Consider the following 12,531-nt stretch of genomic DNA (forward strand, 5'->3'; position numbering starts at 1 on the left):
TGTAGCGCTCAACCCGGCACGCGATCGCCCATCAGCACCATCTCCTCCGCCGAGGTCGGATGGATCGCCAGGGTGGCGTCGAGGTCGGCCTTGGTGGCGCCCATCTTGATCGCCACGGCGAAGCCCTGGAGGATCTCGTCCACGCCCGGCCCCAGCATCTGCATGCCGACGATCTTCGAATCGTCGCCGACGCAGATGAGCTTGAATCGCGTCGTCATCGGACGATGCGCCAGCGCGAGCTGCATCGGCACGAACGACTGCTTGTAGAGGTGCACGTCCGCGCCGTAACGCTCGCGCGCCTGCTGCTCGTTCATGCCGATGGTGCCCAGCGGCGGGTGCGAAAACACGACACTGGGGATGTTCTGGTAATCGAGTTTCGCCTCGGTCTTGCCCGCGAACAGACGGTCGGCGAGCTTGCGGCCCGCCGAGACCGCCACGGGCGTCAGCGCGAGGCGTGGCGTGACGTCGCCGATCGCGTAGACCCCGGGAACGTTCGTGTTCTGGTAATCGTCGATGGCGATGAAGCCGTCCGCATCGGTCTCCAGGCCGATCCGGCCGATATCGAGCGATCCGGTGTTCGCGTGCCGGCCCACCGCCAGGATCAGCGCGTCGTAGGGTCCGGGGTGGTCCCCGGTATCGCAGTCGAGCAGCAGCATGCCGTCCTTCTCGTGCGCCGCGTCGATCTGGCAGCGGTAATGGATGCGGATGCCGTGCTGGCGCATCTCGTCGCCAAGGCCATAGGCCATTTCCTCGTCGAATCCGCTCATCAGCCGGCCACGCACGAAGACATCGACATCGCTGCCGAGCGCGCGCAGCACCCCGGCCAGTTCGACGGCGATGTACCCGCCGCCGATGATCGCCGTGCGACGCGGGCACGCGCGCAGGTCGAAGAAGTCGTCCGACGTCATGGCCCGTTCGAAGCCGGGCTTGTCGAGCGTGTTCGCACTGGAGCCGGTGGCGACAATCACGTGCGGCGCGGTGAGCTCGCGCGCACCCGCCTGGATGCGGTCCGCCGCGAGGAAGCGCCCCGCCTCGCGGATCAGCGTGACGTGACCGGTGTCGAGGGTCTGCTTGTACTTGGTGTGGATGCGATCGATGTACGCGTCGCGTCGCTCGATGAAGCGTGGCCAGTCGAGGCTGCCGGGCTTGTCGGCGAAGCCGTAATCGACGGCGATGTACTGCGCTTCCGCCATCTGCGCCGCGTACCACATGGCCTTCTTCGGTACGCAACCGACGTTGACGCAGGTTCCGCCCAGCTCCTTTGGTTCCAGCAAGGCGACCCGCGCACCGTGTTTCGAGGCGCGTATCGCCGCCGCGAGCCCACCCGAGCCACCGCCGATCACGATGAGGTCGAAGGATTCCACGGTCATGCATCACTCCAGCGATGGGGATCGCACACCGTAACAGAAGCCCTCCGGCCCCGGCTTGATCGAAACACCGTCCAGACCGAGCGTTCGCGCGGTTTGACAGGTATTCCTAGCAACCCATTGATTTGATAACCTCGTTGCGCCGATCCTGACAGGGGAAACGCCCGATGTACCGCTTTGCCCGCTTCGCCCAGCCCCGGACATGGCTCCGCCCGTTCGTCACAAGCGCCGTGCTGGCGCTGCTCGTCGCGTGCGGGAGCGCCCCGCACAAGCCGTCCTCCTCGCAGCGCCGCAATCCGGCCTCGGCGGTTCCGATCGCGAAGAACCTCGGCTGGTCCAACCAACCCGCCGCCGCGCCCCCGGCCGACGCGGCCAACGACGTGCTGTTCCGCGCCATCGGCCTCGTCGGCACGCCCTATCGCTGGGGTGGCAATACCCCGCAGGGCGGTTTCGACTGCAGCGGCCTGATCAACTACATCTACCTCACCTCCACCGGCCTGAAACTCCCCCGCACGTCGGCGGAGATGGCCGCGCTGGACAAGCCCCGCGTCGGCGAGGACGAACTCGCCAGCGGCGACCTCGTGTTCTTCGGCCGGGGCCACGTGAACCACGTCGGGGTTTACGTCGGCAAGGGTCGTTTCGTCCACGCCCCGAACTCCGGCGGTACGGTACGGTTGGACGAGCTCGACGGCGCCTACTGGAAAGAGAACTTCGTCTACGGACGTCGCGTCCTGAACTGAACAGATGGCAACGCCGAGGGCGGATCACTGAAAATTTAAGTTGCGCGCTATTCAATAGCGTGCTTTCATTATCTCCGTGGCCGGCGACGCCGGACCTCTCCTCCCCTGATGACGACAAGGACACTGCAATGAGCGACGCATCCAAGTTCGACGGCACCATCTCCCAGTTCGACGGCGACCAGCTGTACTTCGTCAAGGCGAAGGTCGAGGGCGGCCGCACCGGCCACGGCGAAACCCAGGGCGACGACCCGCTGAAGGTCGACCTGCGCCTGCCGAAGTCGATGGGTGGCAATGGCGGTGGCAACAATCCCGAGCAGCTGTTCGCCGTGGGCTACGCCGCGTGCTTCGAGGGCGCCGTGCGCTTCGTCGCCGGCAACCAGAAGGTGAAGGTGGACGGCGTCGGCGTCGACAGCGAAGTGCAGCTCGGCAAGCGCAAGGACGGCAAGGGCTTCGCCATCCGCGCCAAGCTCGACGTGCACCTGCCGAGCCTCGAGAACGATGCCGCCAAGGCCAAGGAAATCGTCCTCCAGGCGCACAACGAGGTTTGCCCGTACTCGCACGCCACGCACGGCAACATCGACGTCGAGATCACCGTGAACGGCACGAAGGTCTTCCCGGCCGCCTGATCGGGCACCCGAAGCGAAGCAAAAAAAAGGCGCCCGATGGGCGCCTTTCTTTTCGTGCGGAAGAACGCTTAGTGCGCGTCGCCGTTCGGATGCGCGTGACCGTGCGCGATTTCCTCTTCCGAGGCGTCGCGGACGGTCTGCACGTCGATGCTGAAGTTGAGGGTCTTGCCGGCCATCGGGTGGTTCAGGTCGATGTCGACGACGCTGGAGCCCACCTTCTGCACGACGACGACACGGTTGCCGCCTTCCTTCAGCGAGAGCACGGTGCTGTCGCCGGCCTTGAGGCCCTTGCCCTGCTGCGGGAAGTACTTCTTCGGCACGCGCTGGGTCATGCCTTCCTGGCGAACGCCGTAGCCCTGCTCCGGCTCGATCGTGAGATCGACCTTGTCGCCGGCGGACTTGCCTTCAAGGCCCGCTTCCATGCCCGGGATCAGCTGGCCGTGGCCGAGCAGGATCCACAGCGGCTCGCCGCCGTCCAAGGAGCTTTCGACCTTCTCGCCATTCACGGAAAGGGTGTAGTGGAACGAGATGACCTTGTCCTTGCCAGCCTGCATGTTGGTTTCTACCCGAGGAAAACCGCCATTTTAGCCGCGCCGGGGCGCGGCGTCACGCCGTCCCCCGGTCCTTGCCGAAGCCGACGCCCCTCGCCTCCGGACCCAGCCACGTGAGCAGGGCCAGGAGCACGGCCACCGCGGCGATCCACGTGGACATGGCGAAGGCGAAGTCGCCGCCGTGCCGGTCCGCCAGCCAGGTCTGCGCCGTGGCCGTGATGGCGGCCAGCAGGTTGCCCATCTGATAGGCGAAGCCCGGCAGCGTGCCGCGCACCGCGTCGGGCGACAGCTCGTTGAGGTGCGTCGGCACCACGCCCCAGGCGCCCTGCACCATCACCTGGATCAGGAAGGCGCCGAGGCCAAGCAGGAGCAGCGAGCCGCCATGCGTCCACAACGGGATCACCGGGATGGCAAGCAAGGCGGCGAGGATGATCGCCCGGCGTCGGCCGATACGTTCGGACAGCGATCCGAACGTGAGACCGCCGGCGAGCGCGCCGAGGTTGAGCAGCGCCGTGAGCATGAATGCCGTGCCGGAGCCCGCGGGAATCTTCAGCGTCTCCTGCACGAACGTCGGGTACATGTCCTGCGAGCCATGGCTGAACATGTTGAACGCGGCCATCAGCAGCATGAGGTAGACGAAGAGCTTCCAGTGCCCGCGCATCGAGACGAACACGCTCTCTCGCGCATGCGCGCGACGCCCTTCCCAGACCGGCGACTCGGGCACCTTGCGGCGGATGTAGAGCACCAGCAGCGCGGGAAGCGCACCGACCACGAAAAGCCCGCGCCAGCCGATGTGGTCGACCAGCAGCCAGTTCGCCAGCGCGGCCAGGAAGAAGCCGCACGGATAGCCGCTCTGCAGCAGGCCCGACACGAACCCGCGCGACTTCGCGGGGATCGATTCCATCGCCAGCGACGCGCCGATGCCCCATTCGCCACCCATCGCGATGCCGAACAGGAAACGCAGACCGAGCAGGATGCCCAGCGACGGCGCGAACGCGCACAGCACTTCAAGCACCGAGAACAGCACGATGTCGAACATCAGCACGGGACGACGCCCGTAGCGGTCGGCGAGACGGCCGAAGATCAGCGCGCCGATGGGTCGCGCCGCGAGCGTCAGGAACAGGCCGTAGGTCACCTCCTGCCTCGGCACATGGAATTCGGCGGCCACCGCGAGGATGACGAAGGTGAGCAGGAAGTAGTCGAACGCGTCGAGCGTCCAGCCGAGGAAGCTGGCGATGACCGTGTGCCGCTGCGTGTGGTCGAGATCGCGCAGCGCGGCAGGCAGTGGCATGAGAAATTCCTTAAGCCATGGGCGGCGCCGAGGCTAGCACAGGGCTAAGATCGACCGGGCGCCTCACGGCGCCATGACGGTGTCTCGTTACACTGGCCCACATCACGACAGACGGAGTACTCGATGAAGTTCTCGCGATCGATCGTTTCATTCGCCCTCCTCGCCACCCTTGGCACCGGCGCCGCTTTCGCGCACGGTACGCCCCAGGACGACGCCGGCAAGAGCGGTGCGCCCGCGTTCTCGGAAGTGAGCAAGGACGGCAAGTCCGTCAAGCGCAGCGACCTGCCCAAGGACAACGACGCGGTGAAGGAGCTTCGCGCGCACTACAACGAAGCCGACACGAACCACGACGGCAAGGTGGACAAGGGCGAGTACGACGCGTACGTCAACAAGGCGAGCGCGCGGCCGCAGAACCAGAACTGAGCGTACGGGCCGGGGCCATCCTCGCCCCGGCCTCTCTAAGGACGGACGAACGCATGATCCCCGACAGCCACACGCGACGCCGCATCGCCTCGCGCTTTCGCCTCCCCGGCGACCGCATCTACATCCACGGCAAGCTCGCGACCGATCCCGTCTATGCCGCCACGGCTGAGGCCATCGCGGGGCGACGTCTTCCGCTGCTCGACATCGGCTGCGGCCTCGGCCTGCTGGGCCACTACCTGCACGACCGCGACGTGCTCGACGGTTATCTCGGGCTGGACCATGACGGGCGGAAGATCGCCATGGGACGCGACGCCGCGGAGCGTGCGGGCCTGGGCGACGCGATCGCGCTGCGCGAGACCGATGCGGCGACGCCACAGCGGGTACGCGGCCACGTCGCCATGCTCGACGTGCTGCATTACCTCCCACGGGAGCGGCAGGGCGAACTGCTCACGTTCGCCGTCGACCACCTCGCCGACGACGGCGTGCTGATCCTGCGCAACGTCATCCGCGACGGTTCATGGCGCTACCGGGCGACCGTCTGGGAAGAGAAATTCATCAAGGCGGTCGGCTGGATCCCGGGCGGCGCCCAGTACTTTCCCACGGAGGACGACATCCGCGGTGTGCTGGAGCCTCGCGGCATCCGGGTCGCGTTCCGGCCCCTGTTCGGCCGCACCCCGTACAACAGCTGGTTGATGACGGCATCCCGCTGACGCCAATCCCATTGTGCGCCGCAATAAGGTATACTGCCCCGGTCGTGCCTGCGCTCCGACTCCCTTGCGGACCCCCGGCGTGAGATCTTCCCGCCCGTTCCCCCACCCCCGGAAGCGCGCACGACACCGACCAGCCTGCCGTCTTCGTCACGGCTCGCGGTCGCCGAATCCATAACTCGCAGCGCGGTTCCAGGGAACGCTCGAGTCACGCAGGAGTTCCTCCATGTCTTTCGATTCGCTGGGCCTCGCGCCCGCGTTGCTGCGCGCGCTGTCCGAAGCGGGCTATGAGAAGCCCACGCCGATTCAGGCCGCCGCCATCCCCGAGGTCCTCGCCGGCCACGACCTCATGGCCGCCGCCCAGACGGGCACCGGCAAGACCGCCGCCTTCTCGCTCCCGGTGCTGCAGCGCCTCGCCGGCGATACCCGCACGGAGGGCCGTCGCCCGATCCGCGCGCTGATCCTCACCCCCACTCGCGAACTCGCCGCCCAGGTGCAGGAAAACCTGCGCGACTACGGCAAGTATCTGCGCCTCTCCAGCACCGTGATCTTCGGCGGCGTCGGCATGGGCAACCAGCTGCAGGCGCTGCGCCGCGGCGTCGACATCGTGGTCGCCACCCCGGGCCGCCTCATCGACCACATGCAGCAGCGCTCGGTCGACCTGTCGAAGGTCGACGTGCTCGTGCTCGACGAAGCCGACCGCATGCTCGACATGGGCTTCCTGCCGGCGCTCAAGCGCATCCTCGCGGCCGTGCCGCGCCAGCGCCAGACGCTGCTGTTCTCCGCGACGTTCGCGCCGGAGATCAAGGCGCTCGCGCAGCAGTTCATGCGCGAGCCGCGCGAGGTCTCCACCGCGCCGGCCAACACCGTCGCCAATACGGTCACGCACGTCGTGCATCCGGTGGATGCCGCCAACAAGCGCGACCTGCTCCTGCACATCCTCGCGCAGGACAGCCGCCGCCAGACGCTCGTCTTCAGCCGCACGAAGCACGGCGCCGACAAGCTCGTGCGTCACCTGGAACAGGCAGGCGTGAAGTCCGCGGCGATCCACGGCAACAAGAGCCAGAACGCGCGCACGCGCGCGCTTTCCGACTTCAAGACCAACCGCATCACCGTGCTGGTCGCGACGGACATCGCCGCGCGCGGCATCGACATCGACCAGCTGCCCGTGGTGATCAACTTCGACCTGCCGATGGTGGCCGAAGACTACGTGCATCGCATCGGCCGCACGGGCCGCGCGGGTGCCGAGGGTCAGGCCATTTCGCTGGTCAGCCACGACGAGTCCGGCCTGCTGCGCGACATCGGCCGCCTGCTGAAGACCGATCTCTCGATCAGCAACGTCGCCGGCTTCGAACCCAGCAGCCCGCTGCGCCTCGACGCGGGCGCCCCGCGCCCGAAGCAGCAGCAGCGCCAGCCGCGTTCGCAGGGTGGCGCCGGTCAGGGCCGTCCGGGCGGCAACGGCGGTGCGCGTAACGGCGGCACCGGCGGCAACCGCTCGCCGGCGCACCGTCCGCACGGCCATTCGGCCGCGGGCACCGGCGAGAACACCGGCAACCACAAGCGCCGTCGCCAGCGTCGCGGCCCGGCGACCAACAAGGCCTGATCCGCTGTGCCGGCCGCGGGGGCGATCGTTCGCTCCCGCGTCTGGCCCCGCCGTTCAGCCCTGCGTCCTGACCTTCGACGTCAGGACATGGTCTTCCCATAGACCGTCGATCTTCAGGTAGCGCTTCGCGTAGCCTTCCCTCTCGAAGCCGAGTCGCTCGAGCAGCCGCCCGCTCCGCTCGTTGCGCGGCATGTGATTCGCCATCACGCGATGGAAGTCCAGCGGTCCGAATGCATAGCGGACACCGGCGTCGAGCGCCTCGAACATGAGGCCCTTGCCCTCGTGCCGCGCCGCGATGCCATAACCCAGATGGCAGGCCTGGAAGACACCCCGCACGACGTTGGCGAAGGTGAAGCTCGCGATCATCTCCGAGCCGTCGGGGGTGAGCACGGCGAACGGATAGCCGCGATCGGCGCGCGCCGCTTCGAGTCCGGCTTCGATCGCCAGCCGGCAACACTCCAGCGAGTAATGCGACTCCGTGCGCAGCGGCTCCCATGGCCGCAGGTGATCGCGATTCTCCACGCGATAGCGCTGTAGCAGCGGTGCTTCGTCCGTGTCGAGCAGGCGCACGATCGTGCGCGCCGTGCGCATCCTGACCGGCTCGCTCATGCGAGCAGCGCTTTCGCATGATGGCGAAGATGGTCTTCCACGAACGTCTGGATGAAGTAGTAGCTGTGGTCGTAGCCGGGCTGCATCCGCAGCTCGAGCGGTTGGCCCACCTCTTCGCACGCGGCCTCGAACCGCTGCGGCTGCAGCTGGTTCACGAGGAAGCCATCCGCTTCGCCCTGATCGATGAGGATCGCGCCGTCGAAGCGCGCGCCGTCCTTCACCAGTTCGGTGGCGTCGTACCTCGACCACGCCTTGCGATCGTCCCCGAGGTAACGCGGGAACGCCTTCTCGCCCCACGGCACGGCCGACGGCGCGACGATCGGGGCGAACGCCGAGACCGAGCGGAACCGTCCCGGGTTGCGCAGCGCGATCGTGAGCGCGCCGTGGCCGCCCATCGAGTGGCCGAAAATGCCCTGGCGACCCATGTCCAGCGGGAACGCCCCGGACACGACGCGCGGCAGTTCGTCGACCACGTAGCTGTACATGCGGAACCGGTCGCTCCAAGGCTCCTCCGTGGCGTCGAGGTAGAACCCGGCGCCTTCGCCGAACTCCCAGTCGCCCGTCGCGCCCGGCAGTCCGGTGTCGCGCGGACTCGTGTCGGGCATCGCGAGGGCGAGACCGAGTTCGGCGGCGAGACGCTGCGCCCCGGCCTTGATCGTGAAGGTCTCGGCCGTGCAGGTCAGCCCCGCCAGGTACCACAGCACGGGGACGGGGCCGTTCTCCGCAGCGGGGGGCAGGTAGACGGCGAAGCGCATCGGCCCGCCGCAGGCCTCCGAGCGATGCGTGAAGAAGCCCTGCACACCGCCGAAGCAGCGCTGTTCCGAAACCGTTTCGATATCCGACATCCGCCCGACCCTTCCGAAAGCTGACCGAAGAGTGTAACGCGCACGCGACAGTAGCCCACGCTCACGGCGGAAAGGGCATATCGCTGCTACAATACCGCTACTGCCCGGCGCCGAATGTCGCCGCCGCGCCCCTCCCGAGGTCGCCATGTCATCCCCCGATACAGAAAACGCTCCGGCCCTGCCCGGTTTTAGCGCGCTTTCGCTCGACGCCAACGTCGTCCGCGCGCTGACCGAAGTCGGCTACGAGACCCCCTCCCCCATCCAGGCCGCCACGATCCCGGCGCTGCTCGAAGGCCGTGACGTCATCGGCCAGGCGCAGACCGGCACCGGCAAGACCGCGGCGTTCGCGCTGCCGGTGCTGTCGCGCATCGACCTGAAGCCGGGCAAGCCGCAGGCGCTCGTCCTCGCGCCCACGCGCGAACTGGCCATCCAGGTGGCCGAGGCCTTCCAGAAGTACGCGACGTACCTGCCGGGCTTCCAGGTCCTGCCGATCTACGGCGGCCAGAGCTACGGTCCGCAGTTGCAGGGCCTGAAGCGCGGCGCGCAGGTCGTGGTCGGCACGCCCGGTCGCGTCATCGACCACCTCGACAAGGGCACGCTCGATCTCTCGGGCCTGCGTTTCGTGGTGCTCGACGAAGCCGACGAGATGCTCCGCATGGGCTTCATCGACGACGTCGAGAAGCTGCTCCAGGCGACGCCCGAGGGCCGCCAGGTGGCGCTGTTCTCCGCGACCATGCCGGCGCCCATCCGCCGCATCGCGCAGACCTACCTGAAGGATCCGGCCGAAGTCACGATCAAGAACAAGACCACCACCGCGGCGAACATCCGCCAGCGTTACTGGTGGGTCAGCGGCGTGCACAAGCTGGACGCGCTGACGCGCATCCTCGAGGCGGAAAGCTTCGACGCGATGATCGTCTTCGCGCGCACCAAGTCCGCCACCGAAGAACTCGCCAGCAAGCTGCAGGCGCGTGGCTTCGCCGCGGCCGCGATCAACGGCGACATCGCGCAGGCGCAGCGCGAGCGCGTGATCGACCAGCTGAAGACCGGCAAGCTCGACATCCTGATCGCCACCGACGTGGCCGCCCGCGGCCTCGACGTCGAGCGCATCAGCCACGTGCTCAACTACGACATCCCGCACGACACCGAGTCGTACGTGCACCGCATCGGCCGTACCGGCCGCGCGGGCCGCAGCGGCGAGGCGATCCTGTTCGTCACGCCGCGCGAGCGCAACCTGCTCCGCCAGATCGAGCGCGCGACGCGTCAGCCGATCGAGCAGATGCAGCTGCCCACGATCGAAGCGGTCAACGACACGCGCGTGAGCAAGTTCAACCAGCGCATCACCGAAACGCTCGCCACCGGCGACCTCGGTCTCTTCCAGCAGCTGGTCGAGAAGTACGAGCAGGAACACAACGTGCCGGCGATCGAGATCGCCGCCGCGCTGGCCCGCATCGCCCAGGGCGATCAGCCGCTGCTGCTCGAGCCGCCGCCGAAGCGCGAATACACCGAGCGCCCGCCGCGCGAGTTCGACCGTGAGCGTCCGCCGCGCGACGGTGGCGACTTCAGCGACCGTCGTCCGGTGCGCGAAGGCATGCGCCAGCCGCGTCCGCACGTGACCGAGAACGGCAAGAAGACCTACCGCATCGAGGTCGGCCACGAGCACGGCGTGAAGCCCGGCAACATCGTCGGCGCCATCGCCAACGAGGGTGGTGTCGAGGCGAAGTTCATCGGCCGTGTCAGCATCCGCGACGACTACAGCCTGATCGATCTGCCGGACGGCATGCCGCCCGACGTGTTCAACCACCTCAAGAAGGTGTGGGTCGCGCAGCAGCAGCTGAAGATCAGCGAGTGGGACGGCACGGAATCGCCGCAGAGCGGCGCCCCGCACGGCGGCGCCCCGCGCCCGCGCGGCAACTTCCGCCCGACCGGCAATCGCCCGGGCGGCGGCAAGCCGCCGCGCAAGAAGCGCGACTTCTGATCGAAGAAAGGCCCCGGAAACGGGGCCTTTTTTTTTGGATTCAGGCCGCGAAGTCCGCCGGTGTCAGCGGTGGCATGCCATGGCGGATGCGCGCCTTGTCGCACTGCGGGCTGGGCTGGCCGTTTTCCCACGCGGGCTTGAGGTCGTGGCACGGCGAAGGCCGCACCTCGTACACGCCGCAATGCGCGGCGACGCCGACCTCGCCGACGAGCGAGCGGCAACGCGGCTCGTACGCGTTGGTGCCGTGCATGGCGACGCGATGCGGGTCGAGATGTTCGGTCAGCGCGGCCGGCGTGATGCCGCCGGCCAGATCCGTTTCCATCCAGTGGAAGGCGACGCGGTAGGTCGCGCAGCATGCGCCGCAGCGCAGGCAGGGGTGAGTCATGGGTCTAGATCGAGCCTGAAAAGGTGTTGCACTTGCCGACGTCGCCGGATTCGAAACCGGTGCGGAACCAGTGTACGCGCTGCGCCGAGGTGCCGTGGGTGAACGAGTCCGGTACCACCCTGCCCTGCGCCTGTTCCTGCAGCGTGTCGTCGCCGATCGCCGTGGCGGCGTTGAGCGCGGACTCGATGTCGCCGTCCTGCAGCCACTGCAGGCGCTGCTGCGATCGGTTCGCCCAGACACCCGCGAAACAGTCGGCCTGGAGCTCCTGGCGGACGGAGAGGCCGCTCGCACCTTCGAGGCGCGCTCCGCGACGGCGGGCATCGTTGACCTTGTCGAACACGCCCGTGAGGTTCTGCACGTGGTGGCCGACCTCGTGGGCGATGACGTATGCCCGCGCGAAATCGCCCGCGGCGTGGAAGCGCGTCTGCATGTCCTGGAAGAAACCGAGGTCGAGGTAGACGCGGTGGTCGCCAGGGCAATAGAAGGGGCCGACGGCCGACGACGCCGAGCCGCATGCCGTGCGCACGCCGCCACGGAACAGCACCAGCTTCGGCTGCTCGTAGCTCTGCCCGTTCGCCGCGAAGATCTCGCCCCAGGTGTCCTCCGTCTCGCCGAGGACGGCACGGACGAAATCCACCTGCGGATCGTCGCCGGCGGCCTGCCGCGGGGCCTGCTGCGTCTGTGTGGGCGTTCCCGCGCCGGGGTCCCCCTGGCCGAGCAGGGCCGTGGGATCCTTGAAGAAGACGAGGCCGAGGATGGCCAGCACGATGATGCCGCCGATACCGAGCCCGCGGCCGCCGAACGACGGCCCGCCACCGCCCTCGCCCGCGTCCTCCACGTTGTCGCTTCTACGGCCTTTGTTCCACAGCATGGCTGTTCCTCCCATGTAGGCGCCCTCTTTGGGACGCGCTCGGCATGATCGCACGGGCCGTTGCCGGTACACTCCGCGATCGATGACATCCCCCGGATCGTTTCATGACCAGTCAGCTCCCCGCCGTCGTTACCCTGCTCACCCTGCTACTGATGTTCGCCACGGTCTGGATGGTAGGCCGTGCCCGTGAACGTTATGGCATCAAGGCGCCGTCCATCTCCGGGGACCCGGCGTTCGAGCGGGCTTGGCGGGTGCAGATGAATACGCTCGAGAACGCGGTGATGTTCATTCCCGCGCTCTGGCTGGCGGCCCAGTACGTCGATCCGCTGTGGGCGGGCATCGCGGGGCTGGTCTGGCTGGCCGGTCGCGTGTGGTACGCCGTGGCCTACGTGCGCGACGCGAGCCGGCGCGGTCCCGGCTACATGGTCTCGATGCTGGCCTGGGCGGCGTTGATGCTGATGGCGGCCGGCGGCATGGGCATGGCCATCATGGAAAACGCCGCGACGCCGCCGGAAGACGCGGCGGCGCTCTGAGTTCC

The 12,531-nt window shown here is 67.9% G+C and carries 14 protein-coding genes; 7 read left to right on the forward strand and 7 right to left on the reverse strand.

Annotated features, from left to right (window positions below):
• Positions 1–8 precede the first annotated feature (8 nt).
• Positions 9–1,370, reverse strand: a complete 1,362-nt coding sequence (gene gorA / locus BMY69_RS06240) for a glutathione-disulfide reductase (protein WP_090052494.1) — start codon at positions 1,368–1,370, stop codon at positions 9–11.
• 164 nt (positions 1,371–1,534) lie between these two features.
• On the opposite strand from gorA, the gene BMY69_RS06245 reads away from it, so the two are divergent.
• Positions 1,535–2,107 (forward strand): C40 family peptidase, encoded by a 573-nt coding sequence (locus tag BMY69_RS06245; RefSeq protein ID WP_090176104.1) that lies wholly within the window; start codon positions 1,535–1,537, stop codon positions 2,105–2,107.
• 128 nt (positions 2,108–2,235) lie between these two features.
• Entirely contained in the window at positions 2,236–2,733 is a 498-nt protein-coding gene (locus BMY69_RS06250; RefSeq protein ID WP_090052490.1) for an Ohr family peroxiredoxin, read from the forward strand.
• 68 nt (positions 2,734–2,801) lie between these two features.
• On the opposite strand, the gene BMY69_RS06255 is transcribed toward BMY69_RS06250, so the two are convergent.
• Positions 2,802–3,287, reverse strand: coding sequence for an FKBP-type peptidyl-prolyl cis-trans isomerase (locus BMY69_RS06255; protein ID WP_090176106.1), 486 nt, complete (start codon positions 3,285–3,287; stop codon positions 2,802–2,804).
• A gap of 52 nt (positions 3,288–3,339) precedes the next feature.
• Entirely contained in the window at positions 3,340–4,575 is a 1,236-nt protein-coding gene (locus BMY69_RS06260; protein ID WP_090052486.1) for an MFS transporter, read from the reverse strand.
• A gap of 123 nt (positions 4,576–4,698) precedes the next feature.
• On the opposite strand from BMY69_RS06260, the gene BMY69_RS06265 reads away from it, so the two are divergent.
• From BMY69_RS06265 to BMY69_RS06275, 3 genes are all read left to right on the forward strand, one after another.
• Positions 4,699–4,998 carry a hypothetical protein gene (locus BMY69_RS06265; protein ID WP_090176108.1) on the forward strand — a complete coding sequence of 100 codons (300 nt, stop codon included), beginning with the start codon at positions 4,699–4,701 and terminating at the stop codon, positions 4,996–4,998.
• Between the two features lie 53 nt (positions 4,999–5,051).
• Positions 5,052–5,708: a class I SAM-dependent methyltransferase gene (locus BMY69_RS06270; RefSeq protein WP_090176111.1), complete on the forward strand. Its 657-nt coding sequence runs from the start codon at positions 5,052–5,054 to the stop codon at positions 5,706–5,708.
• A gap of 223 nt (positions 5,709–5,931) precedes the next feature.
• A complete protein-coding gene (locus tag BMY69_RS06275) occupies positions 5,932–7,308 on the forward strand; it encodes a DEAD/DEAH box helicase (RefSeq protein ID WP_090052479.1) in 1,377 nt (458 codons plus the stop codon).
• A 54-nt stretch (positions 7,309–7,362) separates the two neighbouring features.
• Here the strand turns inward: BMY69_RS06275 and rimJ are convergent, their stop codons facing one another.
• Both rimJ and fghA read right to left on the reverse strand, forming a co-directional pair.
• Entirely contained in the window at positions 7,363–7,917 is a 555-nt protein-coding gene (gene rimJ, locus BMY69_RS06280) for a ribosomal protein S5-alanine N-acetyltransferase (protein WP_090176113.1), read from the reverse strand.
• Positions 7,914–8,762 carry an S-formylglutathione hydrolase gene (fghA, locus tag BMY69_RS06285; RefSeq protein ID WP_090176116.1) on the reverse strand — a complete coding sequence of 283 codons (849 nt, stop codon included), beginning with the start codon at positions 8,760–8,762 and terminating at the stop codon, positions 7,914–7,916. The genes rimJ and fghA overlap by 4 nt, the downstream gene beginning before the upstream one ends.
• Positions 8,763–8,907: 145 nt before the next feature.
• Between fghA and BMY69_RS06290 the strand changes: the two genes are divergently transcribed.
• Positions 8,908–10,737, forward strand: a complete 1,830-nt coding sequence (locus BMY69_RS06290) for a DEAD/DEAH box helicase (protein ID WP_090176119.1) — start codon at positions 8,908–8,910, stop codon at positions 10,735–10,737.
• Positions 10,738–10,777: 40 nt separating this feature from the next.
• On the opposite strand, the gene BMY69_RS06295 is transcribed toward BMY69_RS06290, so the two are convergent.
• Positions 10,778–11,122 carry a YkgJ family cysteine cluster protein gene (locus BMY69_RS06295; protein ID WP_090176122.1) on the reverse strand — a complete coding sequence of 115 codons (345 nt, stop codon included), beginning with the start codon at positions 11,120–11,122 and terminating at the stop codon, positions 10,778–10,780.
• A 4-nt stretch (positions 11,123–11,126) separates the two neighbouring features.
• The gene (locus tag BMY69_RS06300) at positions 11,127–11,993 is read right to left on the reverse strand and encodes a KPN_02809 family neutral zinc metallopeptidase (RefSeq protein ID WP_090176124.1); all 867 of its coding nucleotides are present in this window, start codon (positions 11,991–11,993) and stop codon (positions 11,127–11,129) included.
• Between the two features lie 104 nt (positions 11,994–12,097).
• On the opposite strand from BMY69_RS06300, the gene BMY69_RS06305 reads away from it, so the two are divergent.
• On the forward strand, positions 12,098–12,526 hold the full coding sequence (locus BMY69_RS06305; protein ID WP_090052467.1) for an MAPEG family protein: 429 nt from the start codon (positions 12,098–12,100) through the stop codon (positions 12,524–12,526).
• The last annotated feature ends 5 nt before the right edge of the window (positions 12,527–12,531 follow it).

Origin of the sequence: Luteibacter sp. UNC138MFCol5.1 (assembly GCF_900110505.1) — a bacterium.
Taxonomy (GTDB): Bacteria; Pseudomonadota; Gammaproteobacteria; order Xanthomonadales; family Rhodanobacteraceae; genus Luteibacter.

Bases quoted from the DNA above. Each gene is read 5' to 3' on its own strand.
- BMY69_RS06275 (WP_090052479.1), top strand. From the start codon at position 5,932: ATGTCTTTCGATTCGCTGGGCCTCGCGCCCGCGTTGCTGCGCGCGCTG.
- BMY69_RS06250 (WP_090052490.1), top strand. From the start codon at position 2,236: ATGAGCGACGCATCCAAGTTCGACGGCACCATCTCCCAGTTCGACGGC.
- BMY69_RS06245 (WP_090176104.1), top strand. From the start codon at position 1,535: ATGTACCGCTTTGCCCGCTTCGCCCAGCCCCGGACATGGCTCCGCCCG.
- BMY69_RS06255 (WP_090176106.1), bottom strand. From the start codon at position 3,287: ATGCAGGCTGGCAAGGACAAGGTCATCTCGTTCCACTACACCCTTTCC.
- BMY69_RS06260 (WP_090052486.1), bottom strand. From the start codon at position 4,575: ATGCCACTGCCTGCCGCGCTGCGCGATCTCGACCACACGCAGCGGCAC.
- gorA (WP_090052494.1), bottom strand. From the start codon at position 1,370: ATGACCGTGGAATCCTTCGACCTCATCGTGATCGGCGGTGGCTCGGGT.
- BMY69_RS06270 (WP_090176111.1), top strand. From the start codon at position 5,052: ATGATCCCCGACAGCCACACGCGACGCCGCATCGCCTCGCGCTTTCGC.
- BMY69_RS06295 (WP_090176122.1), bottom strand. From the start codon at position 11,122: ATGACTCACCCCTGCCTGCGCTGCGGCGCATGCTGCGCGACCTACCGC.
- BMY69_RS06265 (WP_090176108.1), top strand. From the start codon at position 4,699: ATGAAGTTCTCGCGATCGATCGTTTCATTCGCCCTCCTCGCCACCCTT.
- rimJ (WP_090176113.1), bottom strand. From the start codon at position 7,917: ATGAGCGAGCCGGTCAGGATGCGCACGGCGCGCACGATCGTGCGCCTG.
- BMY69_RS06290 (WP_090176119.1), top strand. From the start codon at position 8,908: ATGTCATCCCCCGATACAGAAAACGCTCCGGCCCTGCCCGGTTTTAGC.
- BMY69_RS06300 (WP_090176124.1), bottom strand. From the start codon at position 11,993: ATGCTGTGGAACAAAGGCCGTAGAAGCGACAACGTGGAGGACGCGGGC.
- fghA (WP_090176116.1), bottom strand. From the start codon at position 8,762: ATGTCGGATATCGAAACGGTTTCGGAACAGCGCTGCTTCGGCGGTGTG.
- BMY69_RS06305 (WP_090052467.1), top strand. From the start codon at position 12,098: ATGACCAGTCAGCTCCCCGCCGTCGTTACCCTGCTCACCCTGCTACTG.